At 66.0% G+C, this 15,582-nt stretch carries 12 protein-coding genes; 11 read left to right on the top strand and 1 reads right to left on the bottom strand.

Annotated features, from left to right (window positions below; translation table 11 throughout):
• The first annotated feature begins 8 nt into the window (after window positions 1–8).
• From pdxR to HYH08_RS09600, 7 genes are all read left to right on the top strand, one after another.
• Window positions 9–1,487, top strand: a complete 1,479-nt coding sequence (gene pdxR / locus HYH08_RS09630; RefSeq protein WP_349631410.1) for a MocR-like pyridoxine biosynthesis transcription factor PdxR — start codon at window positions 9–11, stop codon at window positions 1,485–1,487.
• Between the two features lie 410 nt (window positions 1,488–1,897).
• Window positions 1,898–3,907, top strand: a complete 2,010-nt coding sequence (locus HYH08_RS09625) for a hydantoinase/oxoprolinase family protein (protein WP_220009535.1) — start codon at window positions 1,898–1,900, stop codon at window positions 3,905–3,907.
• Window positions 3,904–5,484: a hydantoinase B/oxoprolinase family protein gene (locus HYH08_RS09620; RefSeq protein WP_220009534.1), complete on the top strand. Its 1,581-nt coding sequence runs from the start codon at window positions 3,904–3,906 to the stop codon at window positions 5,482–5,484. The genes HYH08_RS09625 and HYH08_RS09620 overlap by 4 nt, the downstream gene beginning before the upstream one ends.
• 10 nt (window positions 5,485–5,494) lie before the next feature.
• The gene (locus HYH08_RS09615; RefSeq protein ID WP_220009533.1) at window positions 5,495–6,790 is read left to right on the top strand and encodes an aminotransferase class III-fold pyridoxal phosphate-dependent enzyme; all 1,296 of its coding nucleotides are present in this window, start codon (window positions 5,495–5,497) and stop codon (window positions 6,788–6,790) included.
• Window positions 6,787–8,469, top strand: coding sequence for a long-chain-fatty-acid--CoA ligase (locus tag HYH08_RS09610; protein WP_220009532.1), 1,683 nt, complete (start codon window positions 6,787–6,789; stop codon window positions 8,467–8,469). The genes HYH08_RS09615 and HYH08_RS09610 overlap by 4 nt, the downstream gene beginning before the upstream one ends.
• A gap of 103 nt (window positions 8,470–8,572) precedes the next feature.
• Window positions 8,573–9,505, top strand: coding sequence for an N-carbamoyl-D-amino-acid hydrolase (locus HYH08_RS09605; protein WP_220009531.1), 933 nt, complete (start codon window positions 8,573–8,575; stop codon window positions 9,503–9,505).
• Entirely contained in the window at window positions 9,505–10,170 is a 666-nt protein-coding gene (locus tag HYH08_RS09600; protein ID WP_220009530.1) for a flavin reductase family protein, read from the top strand. Before HYH08_RS09605 ends, HYH08_RS09600 begins: the two co-directional genes overlap by 1 nt.
• Here HYH08_RS09600 and HYH08_RS09595 read toward each other — a convergent pair.
• Window positions 10,167–10,829: an aspartate/glutamate racemase family protein gene (locus HYH08_RS09595; RefSeq protein ID WP_220009529.1), complete on the bottom strand. Its 663-nt coding sequence runs from the start codon at window positions 10,827–10,829 to the stop codon at window positions 10,167–10,169. The genes HYH08_RS09600 and HYH08_RS09595 overlap by 4 nt on opposite strands.
• 56 nt (window positions 10,830–10,885) lie before the next feature.
• Between HYH08_RS09595 and hydA the strand changes: the two genes are divergently transcribed.
• The 4 genes from hydA to HYH08_RS09575 are packed head-to-tail and all read left to right on the top strand — an operon-like array spanning window position 10,886 to window position 15,530.
• A complete protein-coding gene (gene hydA / locus HYH08_RS09590) occupies window positions 10,886–12,355 on the top strand; it encodes a dihydropyrimidinase (RefSeq protein ID WP_220009528.1) in 1,470 nt (489 codons plus the stop codon).
• Between the two features lie 16 nt (window positions 12,356–12,371).
• Complete coding sequence (locus HYH08_RS09585) at window positions 12,372–13,346, top strand: NAD-dependent epimerase/dehydratase family protein (RefSeq protein ID WP_220009527.1); 975 nt, start codon at window positions 12,372–12,374, stop codon at window positions 13,344–13,346.
• A 1-nt stretch (window position 13,347) separates the two neighbouring features.
• Window positions 13,348–14,097, top strand: coding sequence for an SDR family oxidoreductase (locus tag HYH08_RS09580; protein ID WP_220009526.1), 750 nt, complete (start codon window positions 13,348–13,350; stop codon window positions 14,095–14,097).
• Complete coding sequence (locus tag HYH08_RS09575; RefSeq protein WP_220009525.1) at window positions 14,094–15,530, top strand: NAD(P)-binding domain-containing protein; 1,437 nt, start codon at window positions 14,094–14,096, stop codon at window positions 15,528–15,530. The genes HYH08_RS09580 and HYH08_RS09575 overlap by 4 nt, the downstream gene beginning before the upstream one ends.
• Window positions 15,531–15,582 lie beyond the last annotated feature (52 nt).

Genomic DNA, 15,582 nt, shown 5'->3' with positions numbered 1-15,582 from the left:
CTTCGGCCGTGCCGCTGCATTTGCAGATCGCCGCGCACATCCGGGTCGGCATTCTGCGCGGGCTCTTTCCGGCCGGTACGCAATTCCTTGGCTCGCGTGAGATCGCGCGGCAATTGGGCTGCTCGCGCACGGTGGTGCTGACCGCGTGGGATCTGCTCTACGCCGAGGGCTATCTGCAATCGACGCCGCGCGGCAGCGTCATGGTCGCCTCCGTCGTCGTGCCGCATGCGGAGCCGCCCTCGGCTGCACCGCCTGCGGCCGCGCCTGCCCACATGTCGAAGCGCTGGCAGTCGCTGCTTGGCCTCGATTACGAGACCAATTGGCCGTCGGTATTCGCACCGGGCGCGCCCGACATCTCGACGTTTCCGTTCAAGGAATGGTCGCGCCTGCTGCGCCAGAGCTGGCAGAACCCAAGAGAGCAGGAGTGCCTCGATCTCGCCTCGGAAGGCCATCCGCGCCTGCGCAGCGAGATCGCAAATTTCCTCGGCTCGGTTCGCGGGCTGGTCTGCTCGCCGGAGGAGGTCGTGGTCACATCCGGCACCTCGGGCGCGCTGGATTTCTGCAGCCGGATGATCCTCGATCCCGGCGACGAGGTCTGGGTCGAGGAGCCAGGTTTCATCGAGGCGCGCTGGGCGCTCACGGCCGCGGGCGCGAAGCTCGTGCCGATTCCCGTCGACGACAAAGGGCTCGTCGTCTCCGAAGGTATCCGGCGCGCGCCGCGTGCGAAGCTGGTCGTCGTCACGCCGTCGCATCAATATCCGCTCGGCGTCAGCATGCACCTGGAGCGGCGTCTCGAGCTGCTCGACTGGGCCAACAAGAACGAAGTCTGGGTGATCGAGGACGATTACAATTCGGAGTTCAGGCACCAGGACAGCATGATCGCATCGCTGCGCTCGCTCGATCGCGAGGGGCGGGTGATCTATTTCGGCACCTTCTCGAAGATCATGATGCCGAATTTGCGGCTCGGATACATGGTCGCCAACCGGCGTTTCATCGAGGGCTTTTCCAAAGGCCGCGCGCGGATCGATGTGCACACGTCGGGGATCGGGCAACTCGCTTTGGCGGAGTTCATGCGGGAAGGGCATTTGCTGCGGCATCTGCGCGGGATGCGGCGGATATATGCCAGCAGGCGCAAGGCGCTGATCGATGCGATCGCAGCGCTGATGCCTGACGATCTCTCCGTGTCCTCCGCGGTGACCGGGCTGCATCTGGTGGCGCTGTTCACCGACGCGATGCAGGCGCGGATGAGCGACCGCGAGGCCGCCGAAATTCTGAAGCAGGCCGGCATCCACCTGCAGCCACTGTCGCAAAATTTTCTGGAGGCGCCGACGCGGCAGGGCCTGGTGTTCGGCTATGGGCGGCTGCGCACCGAGGATGCCGCGCCGCTGCTTGCGAGAATCGCAGGCCGCATCGGCAGCGGTCGCGGCGATACAGCATCGGAGCCGGCAAAATCCTCTCGTACTGTTCGTACAATAAAGAGAGGCTGAGCCGACTTGCATGCATAGCTCATAGGCAGGCGGTCATGCCGCACTGCCGTCGGACCGCCTGCAAATTAGACAGGCGATTTGAGCTCCTCGAATTGCAGTGCAGCGAGTCCCACGATTCATGCGGAAGAATCCGTGGTGCGCCGCACGCGTCCAAGGTGGAGAAGCATGCACTTTGCGAAGGCAGTGCTGCACCAAATCGGGCAGCCTGTGGCGCGCCGCGCGGCGGCAGTCGCGTGCTGGTCTAGTGGTTTGCGACAATTCTGGCCCTATCCTGAGCCAGCCGCTCTGTCGCACGCTCACGGTCGGTGGCATGACAAGGGATGCATGATGAGCGCTCTCGGTTTGGCATTCGACGTTGCGATGGACGAAGGACCGGCGTCCGGGTCGGCGGTCACGCGTAGCTGACGGACATGAGTTCCTCTGGACATCACTGGGAAGTCGGCACCGATATCGGTGGCACCTTCACCGACATCATCGCCATCCGCCGCGACTCCGCCGAGTCGCGGATCGCGAAGGTGCCGTCGCGCCCACAGGCGCCCGTGCAGGCGATGCTCGAGGCGATCGAGGCGGTGGGCCTGCGCAAGAGCGAGGTCAAGCGCTTCGTCCACGGCACCACGCGCGTCACCAACGCGATCGTCGAGAACCGGCTGCCGAAGGTGGCGCTGGTCGCGACCGAAGGTTTTGCCGATGTGCTGGAGATCGCGCGCTATCGCCGCCGCGATCTCTACCGTCTCGACATTCCGCCGAAATCCCCGCCTTTGGTGCCGCCCGAACGGTGCTTTGGACTCGCCGAACGCCTCGACCACGAGGGCCGTGTACTGAAGGCGCTGGAGGAAGCCGAGATCGAGCGTCTGGTGGCGTGGCTGAAACAGACCGGCGTGCAGAGCGTCGCCGTGGCGCTGCTTCACGCCTATGCCAATCCCGTCCACGAAAAGATGCTCGGCGAACGGCTCAAGGACGTCGTCGCCCATGTCTCGCTGTCGCACGAGGTCAATCCCGAAGCGCGCGAATATGAGCGGACCTCGGCGACCGTGTTCAACGCGGCGGCAATGCCGATCGCGGTTGAATATCTCAGTGAGCTGGAGCAGCGGCTGCCGATCGGACCGGGACTGCAGGTGTTTCATTCCGCCGGCGCCATGATCCCGATCTCGGCGGTGAAGCGGCGGCCACTGGTGATGGCGATGTCGGGCCCGGCGGCCGGCGTCTCGGCCTCGGTCAGCATCGCGCGCCAGCTCGGCACCTCGCGCATGCTGACCTTCGACATGGGCGGCACCACGACCGATGTGTGCCTGATCGTCGACGGTCAGGCCGAGATGGCCGACGGCCGCATGCTCGGCGACAAGCCGCTGCGCCAGCCGATGCTCGCTGTGCATTCGATCGGGGCGGGTGGCGGATCGATCGTGCGCAACGGTCCCGGGGGCCTCACGGTCGGCCCGGAGAGTGCTGGCTCCGAGCCCGGGCCGGCCTGCTACGGCCGCGGTGGCCTTGAGCCAACCATCACCGATGCCAACGCTGTGCTGGGCTATCTCAATCCAGAGACCAAGCTTGGCGATCGGATCGGCATCGATATCGAGTCGGCAAAACGCGTCATCGCGCCGATCGCGCAGGCCTTGGGACTGAGCCTCACCGAAACCGCCCTCGGCATCATCAAGGTCGCCAACGCGACCATGGCCCGCGCGCTCCGCCGCGTCACGGTCGAGCGCGGCATCGACGGCCGCGACTGTACGCTGCTCGCCTTCGGCGGAGGCGGCCCGATGCATGCCGCGGGCCTTGCCGATCTCTACGGCATTGCGGAGGTCGTGGTGCCCAGCGCATCGAGCGCGTTCTCGGCGCTCGGTTGCCTCACGGCCGATTTCAGCTTTCTGCAGCAGCAGACGCTTCGTGCGGCCCTCGACGGCATCGATCTCGATCGCGTGTCGGAGCGGATCGGCACGCTGATTGAAGATGCTTCGGCCCCGCTGATCGCCAATGGCGTTGCGAAAGCGGAGATCCAGGTAGAGCTCGTCGCCTTGATGCGCTACGCCGCGCAGAACGACGCCATTCCGGTGCCGTTCATGCTGCCGCTCGACGTGGCCAAGCTCAAGAAGGATTTTCTGGCGCGGCATCACGAGCTGTTTGGCTACGCGACCGGCGAGCCCTGCGTCATCGAATCCGTGCGTGTCCAGGCTCGGAGGCCGTCCACGACCGTCGTGAGCCGGCCGGAGACTGTGGCGAGGGCGGTGTCGTCAGGCCGACGCATCTGCTCGTTCGACGGCCTGCACGAGACTGCGACGGCGATCATCGACCGTGCCTCATTGACGGAAATGATCAGCGGTCCCGCGATCATCGAAGACGCATGGTCCACCGTGGTGGTGCCGCCGGGCTGGCAGGCAAAGCCTGATCCCGCGGGCAATCTCTTTCTGACGCGGAGGGCGGCATGAAGCTCGATCCGTTCGTCGTCGAAGTCATCAGGCACGGCCTCTCCGCCGCGGCCGAGGAAATGAGCCTCGTCATGACGCGTTCGGCGCGCTCGCCGCTGCTGCGCGAGGCCGGCGATCTTTCCTCCGCGATCACCGACGGCCATGGCGGCCTGGTCGGACAGGGCCGCGACATCCCGATCCATCTCGGCGCGATGGCCTACACCATTCCCGAGCTTCTTAAGGTGATGCCGCGCGAAAATCTGAACGACGGCGACGTGGTGATCTACAATGTTGGTGCGCTCGGCGGCAATCATCTCAACGACGTCAAGGTGGTGCGGCCCGTCTTTGTCGAGGGCGAGATCGTGGCCTTCGCGATCAGCCTGGCCCACTGGCCCGACATCGGCGGCACCTGGCCGGGCAGCTATTTTGCCAAGGCGGTCGACACCTTCCAGGAGGCGATGCGAATTCCGCCGGTGCTGATTGCGACCGCAGCCGGCGTCAACACGCCGATCGTGCAACTGCTCAAGGCCAACGTTCGCGATGCCGAATCCTGCGAGGGTGATCTGCTCGCCCAGATCGCGGCGACGAAAGCCGGCGAGAAGCGCATCGTCGAGCTCTGCCGGGAGCACGGCAAGGCGGTTTTCATGGCGACGCAGTCGCGTCTGCACGATCTCTCCGAGATCGAGATGCGCGAGGCGCTGCGCGCGCTGCCGGATGGCGTCTACGAGGGCGAAGACTTCCTCGACGACGGCAGCACCGGCAACGCGCCGGCGCGCATCCACGTCAAGATCACCATTCGCGGCGACGAGGCGACCTTCGACCTCTCCGGGAGCTGCGACCGCGTCTCCAACTTCTGCAACACCACGCCGTTCATGGCGCGCTCGGCCGTCGCCTATGCCGCGCGCATCATGAGCGGGCGCGACATGCACCAGAACGCCGGCGCGCTGCGGCCGCTGACCATCATCACCCGCCCGGGCTCGATCCTGGAGCCGGGCTGGATGGCGTCCGTTGCCGCCGGCAATCATGAGACCTCGATGCGCATCGTCGATGCGATCTTTCGCGCGATGCAGGACACCATTCCTGAACGCCTGTCGGCCGGCGGTGCCACCACAGCGGGCGTGCTGTTCTTCGCCGAGCCGCGGCCGAACGGCTCGTGGAAGATGCTCTACGAAGTTCATGGCGGCGGCGAGGGCGCGCGGCACGACCGCGCGGGCACCTCCGCAACGCGCGTGCATCTGTCCAACACGTCGAATACGCCGGTCGAGGTGATCGAGGCGAATTACGCGATCCGCCTGGAGCAGCAGGCCATCCGCCGGCAGTCCGGCGGTGCAGGCGCGCATCGCGGCGGCGACGGCTCGGTCCGCTCCTACCGCATCCTTGCGCCCTCGATGCACCTGACCACCTGCATCGAGCGCATGGTGATTGCGCCCTGGGGCATGCAGGGCGGCGAATCCGGGCAGGCCTGCCGCATCTCGCTGATCCGGCGCGGCGAAAACGTCGCGATCGACGGCAAATCGAATCTGGTGTTGCAGCAGGACGATCTCGTCACGATCGAGATGTGCGGCGGCGGCGGCTACGGCGCCGCGGCCGCGAAGTGAGGGACCTGCGATGAGCAGATTATTGCGAACGGGTTTGAATGCGGGCGAGGCCGCGCCGATGGCGGTGGTCGGCGGCGAGGGCGCCTATTTTCATCTGTCCGACGGCCGCAAGCTGATCGACGGCAGCAACACCGGCGGCGGCCTCGGCCATCGCCATCCCGCGATGGTCGAGGCGATCCGCCGCGCGGCCGATACGCCCGTCGTCAACGAGGGCTGGACCTGGGTCGGCCGCGAGCAGGCTGCCGACGATCTGATGGCAACCGCGTTCAAGGGCGAGGAGGATTGGGTCGGCGCGGTGCGCTTCTGCATCAGCGGCAGCGAGGCTAACGACATGGCGCTGTCGCTATGCCAGGCGCTGACGCAGCGCTCAGCCCTGGCGACCCGCGAGCGCGCCTATCACGGCATCACCGGCCTGTCGCGCAGCATGACCGTGCAGCCGCAATGGCATGGTGGCCTCGCGGTGCATTCCGGCGGCTCAAAACTGCCGGCGGCGATGGCTCCGGTGCGGATCCTGCCGGCGCCCGATGGCGCGATCTATGGGGCTCCGGTCAACAACACCCCGCCCAGCGAATATCTGGCCGATGCCACGCGTCTGCTTTCGGACACCGCGGCGACGATCATCGATTACACGCAAGGTGGCATCTATTACGACGGCACCTATCAAGACGAAGTCGCGAAACGCGCGCGGCAGGCCGGCTCGTACTGGATCGCCGACGAGGTCGTGACCGGCGCGGGCCGCGCGGGGCGCTGGTTCGCATTCCAGGGTGCGCAAAGCCGCCCCGACATCGTGACGCTCGGAAAGTCGCTCGGCGGCGGCGCTGCTGCGGTCGCGGCGGTGGTGGTGTCGAAGGACATCGTCGAGCGGCTCAAGGGCTCGAGCTGGCAGAACTATGGCACGCTGCGCGGCCATCCCATCAGCATGGCCGCCGTCAGCGCGTATCTGAAGGTCGTCAGCGACGAACAGATTCTGGAGCACGTGCAAAAGCTCGAGAAGCTGTTCATCCGCCGCCTGCTCGAGATCGCGCAAAAGCATCCAAGCGTGCAGCGCGTCGCCGGACAGGGGTTGCACTGGACGGTGGAGCTGCACGGGCCGGACTGGCGCACCTGGCATGCCGACACCACCGAGGTGCCGATCGCCTCACGTGTCGCGGAGCGCGCGCTGGAGGCTGGCGCCGTGATCGGAACCAGCGGCGAGCAGACCTCGTTGTTCCTGGCGCCGCCGCTGGTGATCTCCGAGCGCGAAGCCATGCTGTTGCTCGATGCGCTCGATCACGGCCTCGATATCGCGGACGAGGAGCACGCGTGAGCGCAGATCCCACAGCGCCGCATCGATCGCCGGCCTGGCCGGTGGACGAGCCCTGGTATCTCGCGATGCCGGAGGGGACGCTGTATGACGCGCTGGTGCGGACGGCAGAGGCGCGGCCCGCGCATCCTGCGACGGTGTTTTACGGCGCGAGCCTGGGCTATGCCGAGCTGCGTGCGCGCGTGGATGCGCTCGCGGGATTTCTGCAAGGCGCGTGCGGCGTGAAGCGCGGCGATCGCGTCATGATCGCGCTTCAGAACTCGCCGCAATATGTCATCGCCTATTATGCGGTGATGCGGGCGGATGCCGTGATCGTGCCCGTCAATCCCATGAACAAGACGGCCGAGATCGCGTATCTCGCCGAAGACAGCGGCGCGAAGGTCGCGATCATCGGCAGTGAGCTGATCGATGTCTTTGCGCCGCTCTCGGGCGCGGCCGTCACGCATGCGATCGTCGCGCAATATCGGGACGAGGTGCCGGCCGCCACGCCCTATACGCTACCGTCCTGTGTCACCGAGGCGCCGGTGGAGCTGCCGTCGTCGCCGGGCTGGCACGCTTGGTCCTCCGCGATCGTGCAGGGTTTGCAGCCGGGCGCGATGGAGGCCGGGCCGGACGATCTCATGATCCTGCCTTACACGTCGGGCACGACAGGCAAGCCCAAGGCGTGCATGCACACCCATCGCAGCGCGCTCTTCACCGCCGTCTTGCAGGCGCGCTGGTATGGCATGGGTGCGGACGACGTGATGACTGGCTTCATGCCGCTGTTCCACGTCGCTGGCATGCAGGGATCGATGAACGCCGCGATGGTGGCCGGCGCGACGCTGCTCTTGATGGCGCGCTGGGACAAGGATCTGTTGCCGGACCTGTTCGAGATCTATGGCGTCACGTTCTGGAACGCGGCGCCGACCATGATCGTCGACGTGCTGGCCAGCGCAAAATTCCGCGACCGCTGCTTCGAGAAGCTCAAGGTGCTGACCGGCGGCGGCGCGGCGATGCCGACCGCGGTCGCCGAGCGCTTGAAGAGCCGCTTCGGCCTCGATTTCGTCGAGGGCTACGGCATGACCGAGACGATGTCTCCGACCCACATCAACCCGATGGCGGCGCCGAAGCGGCAGTGCCTCGGCATCGCCGTGCATGGGACCGACGCGCGGGTCGTCGATCCCGAGACGCTCATCGAGCTCGACGACAACGTCACCGGCGAGATCGTCGTGCATGGGCCGCAGGTGCTGCAGGGTTACTGGAACAGGCCGCAGGCCGACGCCGAGTCCTTCATCGAGATCTCGGGAAAGCGGTTCCTGCGCACCGGAGATCTCGGCTACCGCGATTCCGACGGTTATTTCTTCGCGGTCGACCGCCTGAAGCGGATGATCAATGTCAGTGGCTTCAAGGTGTGGCCGGCCGAGGTCGAGGCGGCGATGTACGGCAATCGCGCCATCCGGGAGTGCTGCATCATCTCGGCGCCGGACGATTACCGCGGCGAAACCGTCAAGGCACTGGTGGTGCTCGACGACGCCGCGCGCGCGACGACCTCAGTGGACGACATCGTCGGCTGGGCGCGCGGCGCGATGGCGAGCTACAAGGCGCCGCGCGCGGTGGTCTTCGTCGATGCCTTGCCGCGCACCGCGAGCAACAAGATCAACTGGCGGCTTTTGCAGGATGCCGAATGGGGGCGGACGGCATGAAAACTGCTTGTCTGGAAAGTTGGCGCAAGACCGCGTTATGCTGCGCGCGCCGCCCCCTTGAAGCTGCGATCCCCAGCCTCGTCCATCAATCAGGAATTTTCTGATGCGTATCGTCAACGTCGCCGCCGCCCAGATGGGTCCGATCCAGAAAGCCGACAGCCGCGAGGCCGTGGTCAAGCGCATGATCGCGCTGATGGACGAGGCCAAGGCGAAGGGCGCCGACCTGATCGTCTATCCGGAGTTGGCGCTGACGACGTTCTTCCCGCGGTGGTATGTGGAGGACCGCGCCGAGTTCGATCATTGGTTCGAGCGCGAGATGCCTGGCCCGGCCACGAAGCCGCTGTTCGAGCGCGCGGCGCAGCACAGAATCGCGATGAATTTCGGCTATGCCGAGCTGACGCCCGACGGCCATCACTTCAACACGGCCATCCTCACCGACAAGTCCGGGAAGATCGTCGGCAAATACCGCAAGGTCCATCTGCCCGGTCATGTCGAGTACGACACCAAGCGCTCGCACCAGCATCTGGAGAAGCGCTATTTCGAACCGGGCGATCTCGGCTTCAAGGTCTGGCGCGAGCTTGGCGGCATCATCGGCATGGCGATCTGCAACGATCGCCGCTGGCCCGAGACCTATCGCGTCATGGGACTTCAGGGCGTCGAGATGGTGCTGATCGGCTACAACACGCCGTCCGTGAATGCGGAGAAAAGCGAAGAGGGCGTCGAGAAGCGCCTGTTCCACAATCGGCTCTCGGTGCAGGCCGGCGCCTATCAGAACGCGACCTGGGTGGTCGCGGTCGCCAAGGCCGGTACCGAGGACGGCCATCCGCTGTTCGGCGGCAGCCTGATCGTCGATCCCAATGGCGAGATCGTCGCCGAGGCCAAGACGGAAGACGACGAGCTTCTGGTCCACGCCTGCGACCTCGACGCCACCACCTTTGGCAAGACCACGATCTTCAACTTTGCAGCGCATCGCCGCATCGAGCATTACGGCCTGATCACCAGTCAGACCGGCGCGGTGCCGCCGCCGCAGAAGTGATGCCCATGGGTGACAACGGCATCTCGCTGCGCGAACTCGATCCCCGTGATCGCTACAAGCTGCTCTGCGGCGTGGTGGTGCCGCGGCCGATCGCACTGGTGACGACGCTGGACGAGAACGGCGCGGTCAATGCCGCACCGTTCAGCTTCTTCAACGTGTTCTCCGAGAGCCCGGCACTGATCGTGCTCGGGCTCCAGCACAAGCCGGATCACTCGCCAAAGGACACGACCCGCAACATCCACCGCGAGGGCGAGTTCGTCGTGCACATGGTGGACGAGGCGCTGTCGGTTGCGATGAACGACTGCGCGGTCGATTTTCCTTCCGGCGACAGCGAGGTTGCCGCTACCGGCCTTGCGACGCTACCCTCCGTCGACGTGAAGGTGCCGCGCCTCGCTGCGGCGCCGTTCGCGCTGGAATGCCGTCGTCACGTCGTGCTGCACTTTTCGCCCGATCGCGAGCTGCTGGTCGGCGAGGTGCTCAGGGTTCACGCCCGCGTGGGCCTCGTGGACGAGGCCAACATGTATGTCGATCTCGACGCCTACCGGCCGATCGGCCGCATGTTTGGCAATCTCTACACGACGCAGCGGGATACGTTCGCGCTTGTTCGCGAGAGCCATGCGCAATGGCTCGCGCGTCAGGATGCCAAAGAACTGAAAGACGCTTAATGAGCCGAGAATTGCACCGTACCCAGCGCCATGGTGACGGCCGCCTGTGTCGGGTCGATCACGGGGATACCAAGCGCGTCTTCGAGCGGGCGGCGGTGGCGCGCCATGCCGGCGCAGCCCATCACGATGGCGCGGGCGCCGTCCTCGTCGCGCAGCGCCCGGCCAACCTCGATCATCTTCGCCAGCGTGCCTTCACCGGACGCGGTTTCAGCGACGCTCATGTTGAGCGGGCGCTCGCCGGCGAGCCGATCGGTCAGTCCCATCTGCCTGAGGTAGCGCATGTGGCGCGGGATCGAGCGCTGCGCGATCGCAACCACGCCGAACGTCTCGGCGCGGGCCAGCGCGGTCAGCACGCCGCACTCGGCGATGCCGAACACCGGACGGTTGGTGCCTTCGCGGCAGACCTGGAGCCCGGGATCGCTGTAGCAGGCGATCACGAACGCCGCAAAACTGTTGTCGCCCTCGACCAGCTTTCGCAGCGGCATGGCGACGCTGTCGACGTCGGCCTGGCTTTCGATGCCGAAGGGACCCTCGGCCAGCGACTGGCAGACGACCTCTGGGCCGCCGTCGAAGCCGAGCGGCTTCAAGGCTTCCTCCAGCCCTTGCGTGACCGCTTGGTTGGAGTTCGGATTGATGACGAGAATGCGCGGCCTGGACATGATGGTCTTCCTGCAAAAGGGCGATCGTTGAACTCAGGCATATCACGGAGTGCCTCATGACTGAACCCACCTACGACCTGATCATTCGCGGCGGACGCGTCGCCACCACCACCGACGTGTTCGAGGCCGATGTCGCCATCTCCGGCGAGACCATTGCGGCCGTCGGCAAGGGTCTGCCTGCGGCAAAGCGCGAGATCGACGCACGCGGCAAGCTGGTGCTGCCCGGCGGCGTCGACAGCCACGCCCATATCGAGCAGCTCTCCGCCGCCGGCATCATGAATGCCGACACGTTCGAGAGCGCGACGGTGTCGGCCGCCTTTGGCGGCACCACCACGGTGATCCCGTTCGCCGCCCAGCACGTCGGCATGAAGCTGCCGCAGGTGGTGGAGGACTATCACGCGCTGGCGAAAAAGGGCGCGGTGATCGACTACGCCTTTCACATGATCATCGCGGACGCGACCAAAGAGACGGTCGAGGAGCATATTCCGGCGCTGGTCAAGCAGGGCCATGCCTCGATCAAGATCTTCATGACCTACGACCGGCTCAAGGTCGATGACGAGCCCTTGCTCGACATCCTGCTCGCGGCGCGCCAGTCCGGCGCGATGCTGTGCGCGCATGCCGAGAACCACGGCATCATCGCCTGGATGGTGAAGCGGCTGCTCGCGCGCGGCTACACCATGCCGAAATACCACGCCGTCAGTCATGCTCGCGTCTCGGAGGCCGAGGCCTTCACCCGCCTGATCGGCATGGCCGCGCTGATCGACCAGCCGATCATGATCTTCCACGTCTCGACCGCCGAAGGCGCCAAGGTGATCCGCGACTCGCGCGGGCAGGGGCTGAAGGTGTTTGCCGAGACCTGTCCGCAATATCTGTTCCTGACGGCTGATGATCTCGACAAGCCGGGTTCCGAGGGCGCCAAGTGGATGTGCAGCCCGCCGCCGCGCACGCATGCGGACCAGGAGGCGCTGTGGCAGGCGCTGTCGCTCGGCGATCTCCAGACCATCTCGTCGGACCACGCGCCGTATCGCTACGACGAGACCGGCAAGCTGCGCGCCGGTCCCAATCCGAATTTCAAGCAGGTCGCCAACGGCCTGCCCGGGCTCGAGCTGCGGCTGCCGCTTCTGTTCGACGCGATGGTGTCGAAAGGCAGGCTGGGGCTTGAGAAGTTCGTGGAGCTGACGTCGACGGCGCCGGCAAAAATCTACAACCTGCATCCGCGCAAGGGGTCGATCGCCGTCGGCGCCGATGCCGATATCGCGATCTGGGATCCCAACCGCGAGACAGTCATCGCCGACGAGATGATGCACGACCTCACCGGCTACACGCCGTTCGCAGGCCGCAAGCTGAAGGGCTGGCCGGTGACCACGCTCTCGCGCGGCCGCGTCATCATAGACGGCAACAAGTGCCTTGCCTCCGCAGGCAGCGGAAAATTCCTGGCGCGCAGCGGCGGCGAGGCGGCCAAGCCGACCGGGCGGCTCGTCGCCGACATGGATCCCGAGCGGAATTTTGGGGCCAAGCTGCTGTGACGTTGGATCGCGCGCGATGAAGATTCTCATCTTCGGCGGTGCGGGCTTTGTCGGCCTCAATGTCGCGGAGGCGCTGCTCGCGCGCGGCCACGATGTGACGCTGCACGACCGAGCGGAGTTGCCGCCACTCGCGCGGCGCGCACTGGCCGGCTACGGTGCGAAGCTCACAGTGGTGCAGGGCGATATCCTGGATGCGGACGGCATCGATGCCCTCATCGCAAAGGGCTGCGACGCAATCGTGCTCGGCGCCGCCGTCACCGCCGGCGACGAGCTCGAGCGTGCCTCGACTGCGCGCGTTCTCGAGATCAACGTGATGGCGCAGATCCCGATTTTGCTCTCCGCGATCCGCCATGGGGTTCGCCGCGTCGTCAATCTCTCGTCGGCGTCGGCCTATGGCGCCGCGGGTGCGCGGGTCGAGGTGCTGGACGAGGAGACGCCCTGCGATCCCATCTCGTTCTACGCCATCAGCAAGTTCACCTCGGAGCGCTCCGTCGCGCGCCATGCCGAGCTGTTCGGTGGCGATTTCCTGAGCGTGCGCCTGAGCGCTTTGTTCGGCCCGTGGGAGCGACCGAGTTCGGTCCGTGACACGCCGAGCCTCCAGTTCCAGATACTGGCCGCGTTCGCGCGCGGCGAGCCGGCGCTGATGCCTGAACCAGGCCTGCGGGACTGGATCTACGCGCCGGACGCTGCCGAAGCCGTGGCGCTCGTCATCGAAGCCGAGCGGCCGCGCCACCGGCTCTACAACATCTCCAGCGGCGGGTTGTGGCCTGCGCTGCAATGGGGCGAGGCGTTTGCGGCGCTCAATCCGGGCCTGCAGTGCCGGATCGCGGCGCCCGGAGAGAAGACCGTCATCAAGCTTCATGGACCGTACCGCGCGCCGCTGTCGGTGAGGCGGATGGAGGATGAATTCGGCTGGCGCGCGCGGTTCGGCCGCGCCGAGTCTGCGGCGCATATGAGCGACTGGCTGAAGCAGCACAAGGAGTGGATCTGACATGCGGCTTCAGGGACGCACGGCCATCATCACGGGGGCGGGATCCGGCATCGGCCGCGCCAGCGCAAAACTGTTCGCGGAAGAGGGCGCACGCCTTGCGCTGGTCGATCGCGATGCTGCGGGCCTGCAGGAAACATTGAATCTGGTTGGCGGGGCCACGTCGCATGTCGGCGACGTCGGCGATGCCGGATTCGCCGAAACCGTCGTCGGCGATGTCGTGAAGCAGCACGGCCGGCTCGACGTCCTCATGACAGCGGCCGGATTCTCCGTCGGCGGTACGGTCCTGACGACGAGCGTGGAGGATTGGGACGCGGTGTTTCGCGCCAATGTCGGCGGCACCTGGCTGTGGGCGCGGGCTGCAGTACCGCAGATGCAGCGGCAGAACAGCGGCTCGATCATCACGCTGGCCTCGCAGCTCGCGATCGCTGGCGGCAAGGGCAACAGCGCCTATATCGCCGCCAAGGGCGCGATCGTCAGCCTGACCCGGACCATGGCGGTGGATTTCGCCACCGACGGCATCCGCGTCAACGCGATCGCGCCGGGGGCGATCGACACGCCGATGCTGCGCCGCAGCTTTGCCCGTCACGCCAATTCGGACGAGGTGCGCGAGGCCTCCCGCAATCGTCACGCCATGAAGCGGTTCGGCCATGCCGAGGAGATCGCGCAGACCGCGCTGCATCTCGCCAGCGATGCGTCCTCGTTCACGACCGGCACCGTCATGGTGGTCGACGGAGGCTGGCTCGCGGCATGAGCGACGCGCTGACACAGCTCGAAGCCGCGGTTCGCGCCGATCTCGCCATGATCGCGCATCCCCACGCCGCATGGTTGGAGCCGAAGATCGGGCCCGATGGCAAGCCGGCGCTGGATGTGCTGATCATCGGCGCCGGTCAGTCGGGCATTGCCATCGGCTTTGGTCTGATGCGCTCCCGCGTCAACAACATTCTGCTGCTCGACAAGGCCGAGGAGGGGAAGGAGGGCCCGTGGCTCACCTATGCCCGGATGCCGACGCTCCGCAGCCCGAAGGACTATACGGGGCCGGACCTCGATATTCCGAGCCTGACCTACCAGTCCTGGCACGAGGCCCGCTTTGGCGAGGAGAGCTGGCAACAGCTCAACCTGATCCTGCGCGAGCATTGGGCGGAGTATCTGCTCTGGCTGCGAAGGACGATCGGTCTGCCGGTCCGCAATGGCTGCGAGCTTCTGGAAATCGCGCCGGGATCCGGCGGCCTGCTCGCTGCCCGCGTGAAACGTGCGGACAGTGTCGAGACGCTCTACGCGCGCAAGATCGTGCTGGCGACGGGACAGGAGGGCATGGGCGACTGGATGATCCCGGAGCAGCTTCAGCACCTGCCGTCGGGTTCGGTCGCAACCGTTGCCGAAAACATCGATTTCAAGAGGCTCCGCGGCAAGCGCGTCGCCGTGATTGGCGCCGGTGCGTCCGCGTTCGACAATGCGGCGACGGCCTTGGAAGCAGGCGCGGCGGAGGTGCATCTGCTGTGCCGCCGTGCCGAGATCCAGGTGATCCAGCCTTATCGCTGGCTGACCTTCCGCGGCTTCCTGCGGCATCTGAGCGATCTCGACGATGCCTGGCGTTGGCGCTTCATGCGCAAGATCCTGGAAATGCGCGAGGGATTTCCGCAGCCGACGTTTGACCGCTGCGCGCGTCACGCCAATTTCACATTGCATGAGGGCGCGCCCATTGAGGCTGCGCGCCAGACGGTCGCGGGCATCGAACTCGAGACGCCGCGCGGCGTGATCGCCGCGGATTTCGTCATCTGCGGCACCGGCATCGATATGAACTTTGCTGGCCGCGGCGAGCTCGCAATATTTGCCGGCAATATCGCGACCTGGGCCGACCGCTACCAGCCGCCCGAGGACGAGCGCAACGAACGGCTCGGCCGCTTCCCTTATCTCGCCGACGACTACGCCTTCACCGAGCGTGAACCGGGCAAGACCCCTTGGATCTCCGACATCCATCTCTTCGCCATCGCTTCCACCATGAGCTTTGGTGCATCGGGATCGTCGATCAATGCGATGACCACCGCTGTGCCAAAGCTCGTGAATGGCCTGACGCGCGGGCTGTTTCGCGCCGATGTCGAGCGTCATTGGACTTCGCTCAGCGCCTATGACGTGCCGCAGGCCGTCGTCACGCGGCCAGCGCGAAAAATGGGGGATATTCGATGATCATCCATGCGCAGACTCGACGAACAGCCCCTAAAAACGCCCCATGAGACTG

Source organism: Bradyrhizobium sp. BR 10289 (assembly GCF_019455385.1).
Classification (GTDB): domain Bacteria; phylum Pseudomonadota; class Alphaproteobacteria; order Rhizobiales; family Xanthobacteraceae; genus Bradyrhizobium.
The sequence above is the reverse complement of the archived record's forward strand: the minus strand, read 5'-3'. Positions and strand labels throughout refer to the sequence as shown.

Excerpts from the sequence above, each read along its gene's own strand:
- HYH08_RS09625 (WP_220009535.1), top strand. The coding sequence starts at position 1,898 with ATGAGTTCCTCTGGACATCACTGGGAAGTCGGCACCGATATCGGTGGC.
- HYH08_RS09620 (WP_220009534.1), top strand. The coding sequence starts at position 3,904 with ATGAAGCTCGATCCGTTCGTCGTCGAAGTCATCAGGCACGGCCTCTCC.
- HYH08_RS09615 (WP_220009533.1), top strand. The coding sequence starts at position 5,495 with ATGAGCAGATTATTGCGAACGGGTTTGAATGCGGGCGAGGCCGCGCCG.
- HYH08_RS09605 (WP_220009531.1), top strand. The coding sequence starts at position 8,573 with ATGCGTATCGTCAACGTCGCCGCCGCCCAGATGGGTCCGATCCAGAAA.
- HYH08_RS09600 (WP_220009530.1), top strand. The coding sequence starts at position 9,505 with ATGCCCATGGGTGACAACGGCATCTCGCTGCGCGAACTCGATCCCCGT.
- HYH08_RS09595 (WP_220009529.1), bottom strand. The coding sequence starts at position 10,829 with ATGTCCAGGCCGCGCATTCTCGTCATCAATCCGAACTCCAACCAAGCG.
- hydA (WP_220009528.1), top strand. The coding sequence starts at position 10,886 with ATGACTGAACCCACCTACGACCTGATCATTCGCGGCGGACGCGTCGCC.
- HYH08_RS09585 (WP_220009527.1), top strand. The coding sequence starts at position 12,372 with ATGAAGATTCTCATCTTCGGCGGTGCGGGCTTTGTCGGCCTCAATGTC.
- HYH08_RS09580 (WP_220009526.1), top strand. The coding sequence starts at position 13,348 with ATGCGGCTTCAGGGACGCACGGCCATCATCACGGGGGCGGGATCCGGC.
- HYH08_RS09575 (WP_220009525.1), top strand. The coding sequence starts at position 14,094 with ATGAGCGACGCGCTGACACAGCTCGAAGCCGCGGTTCGCGCCGATCTC.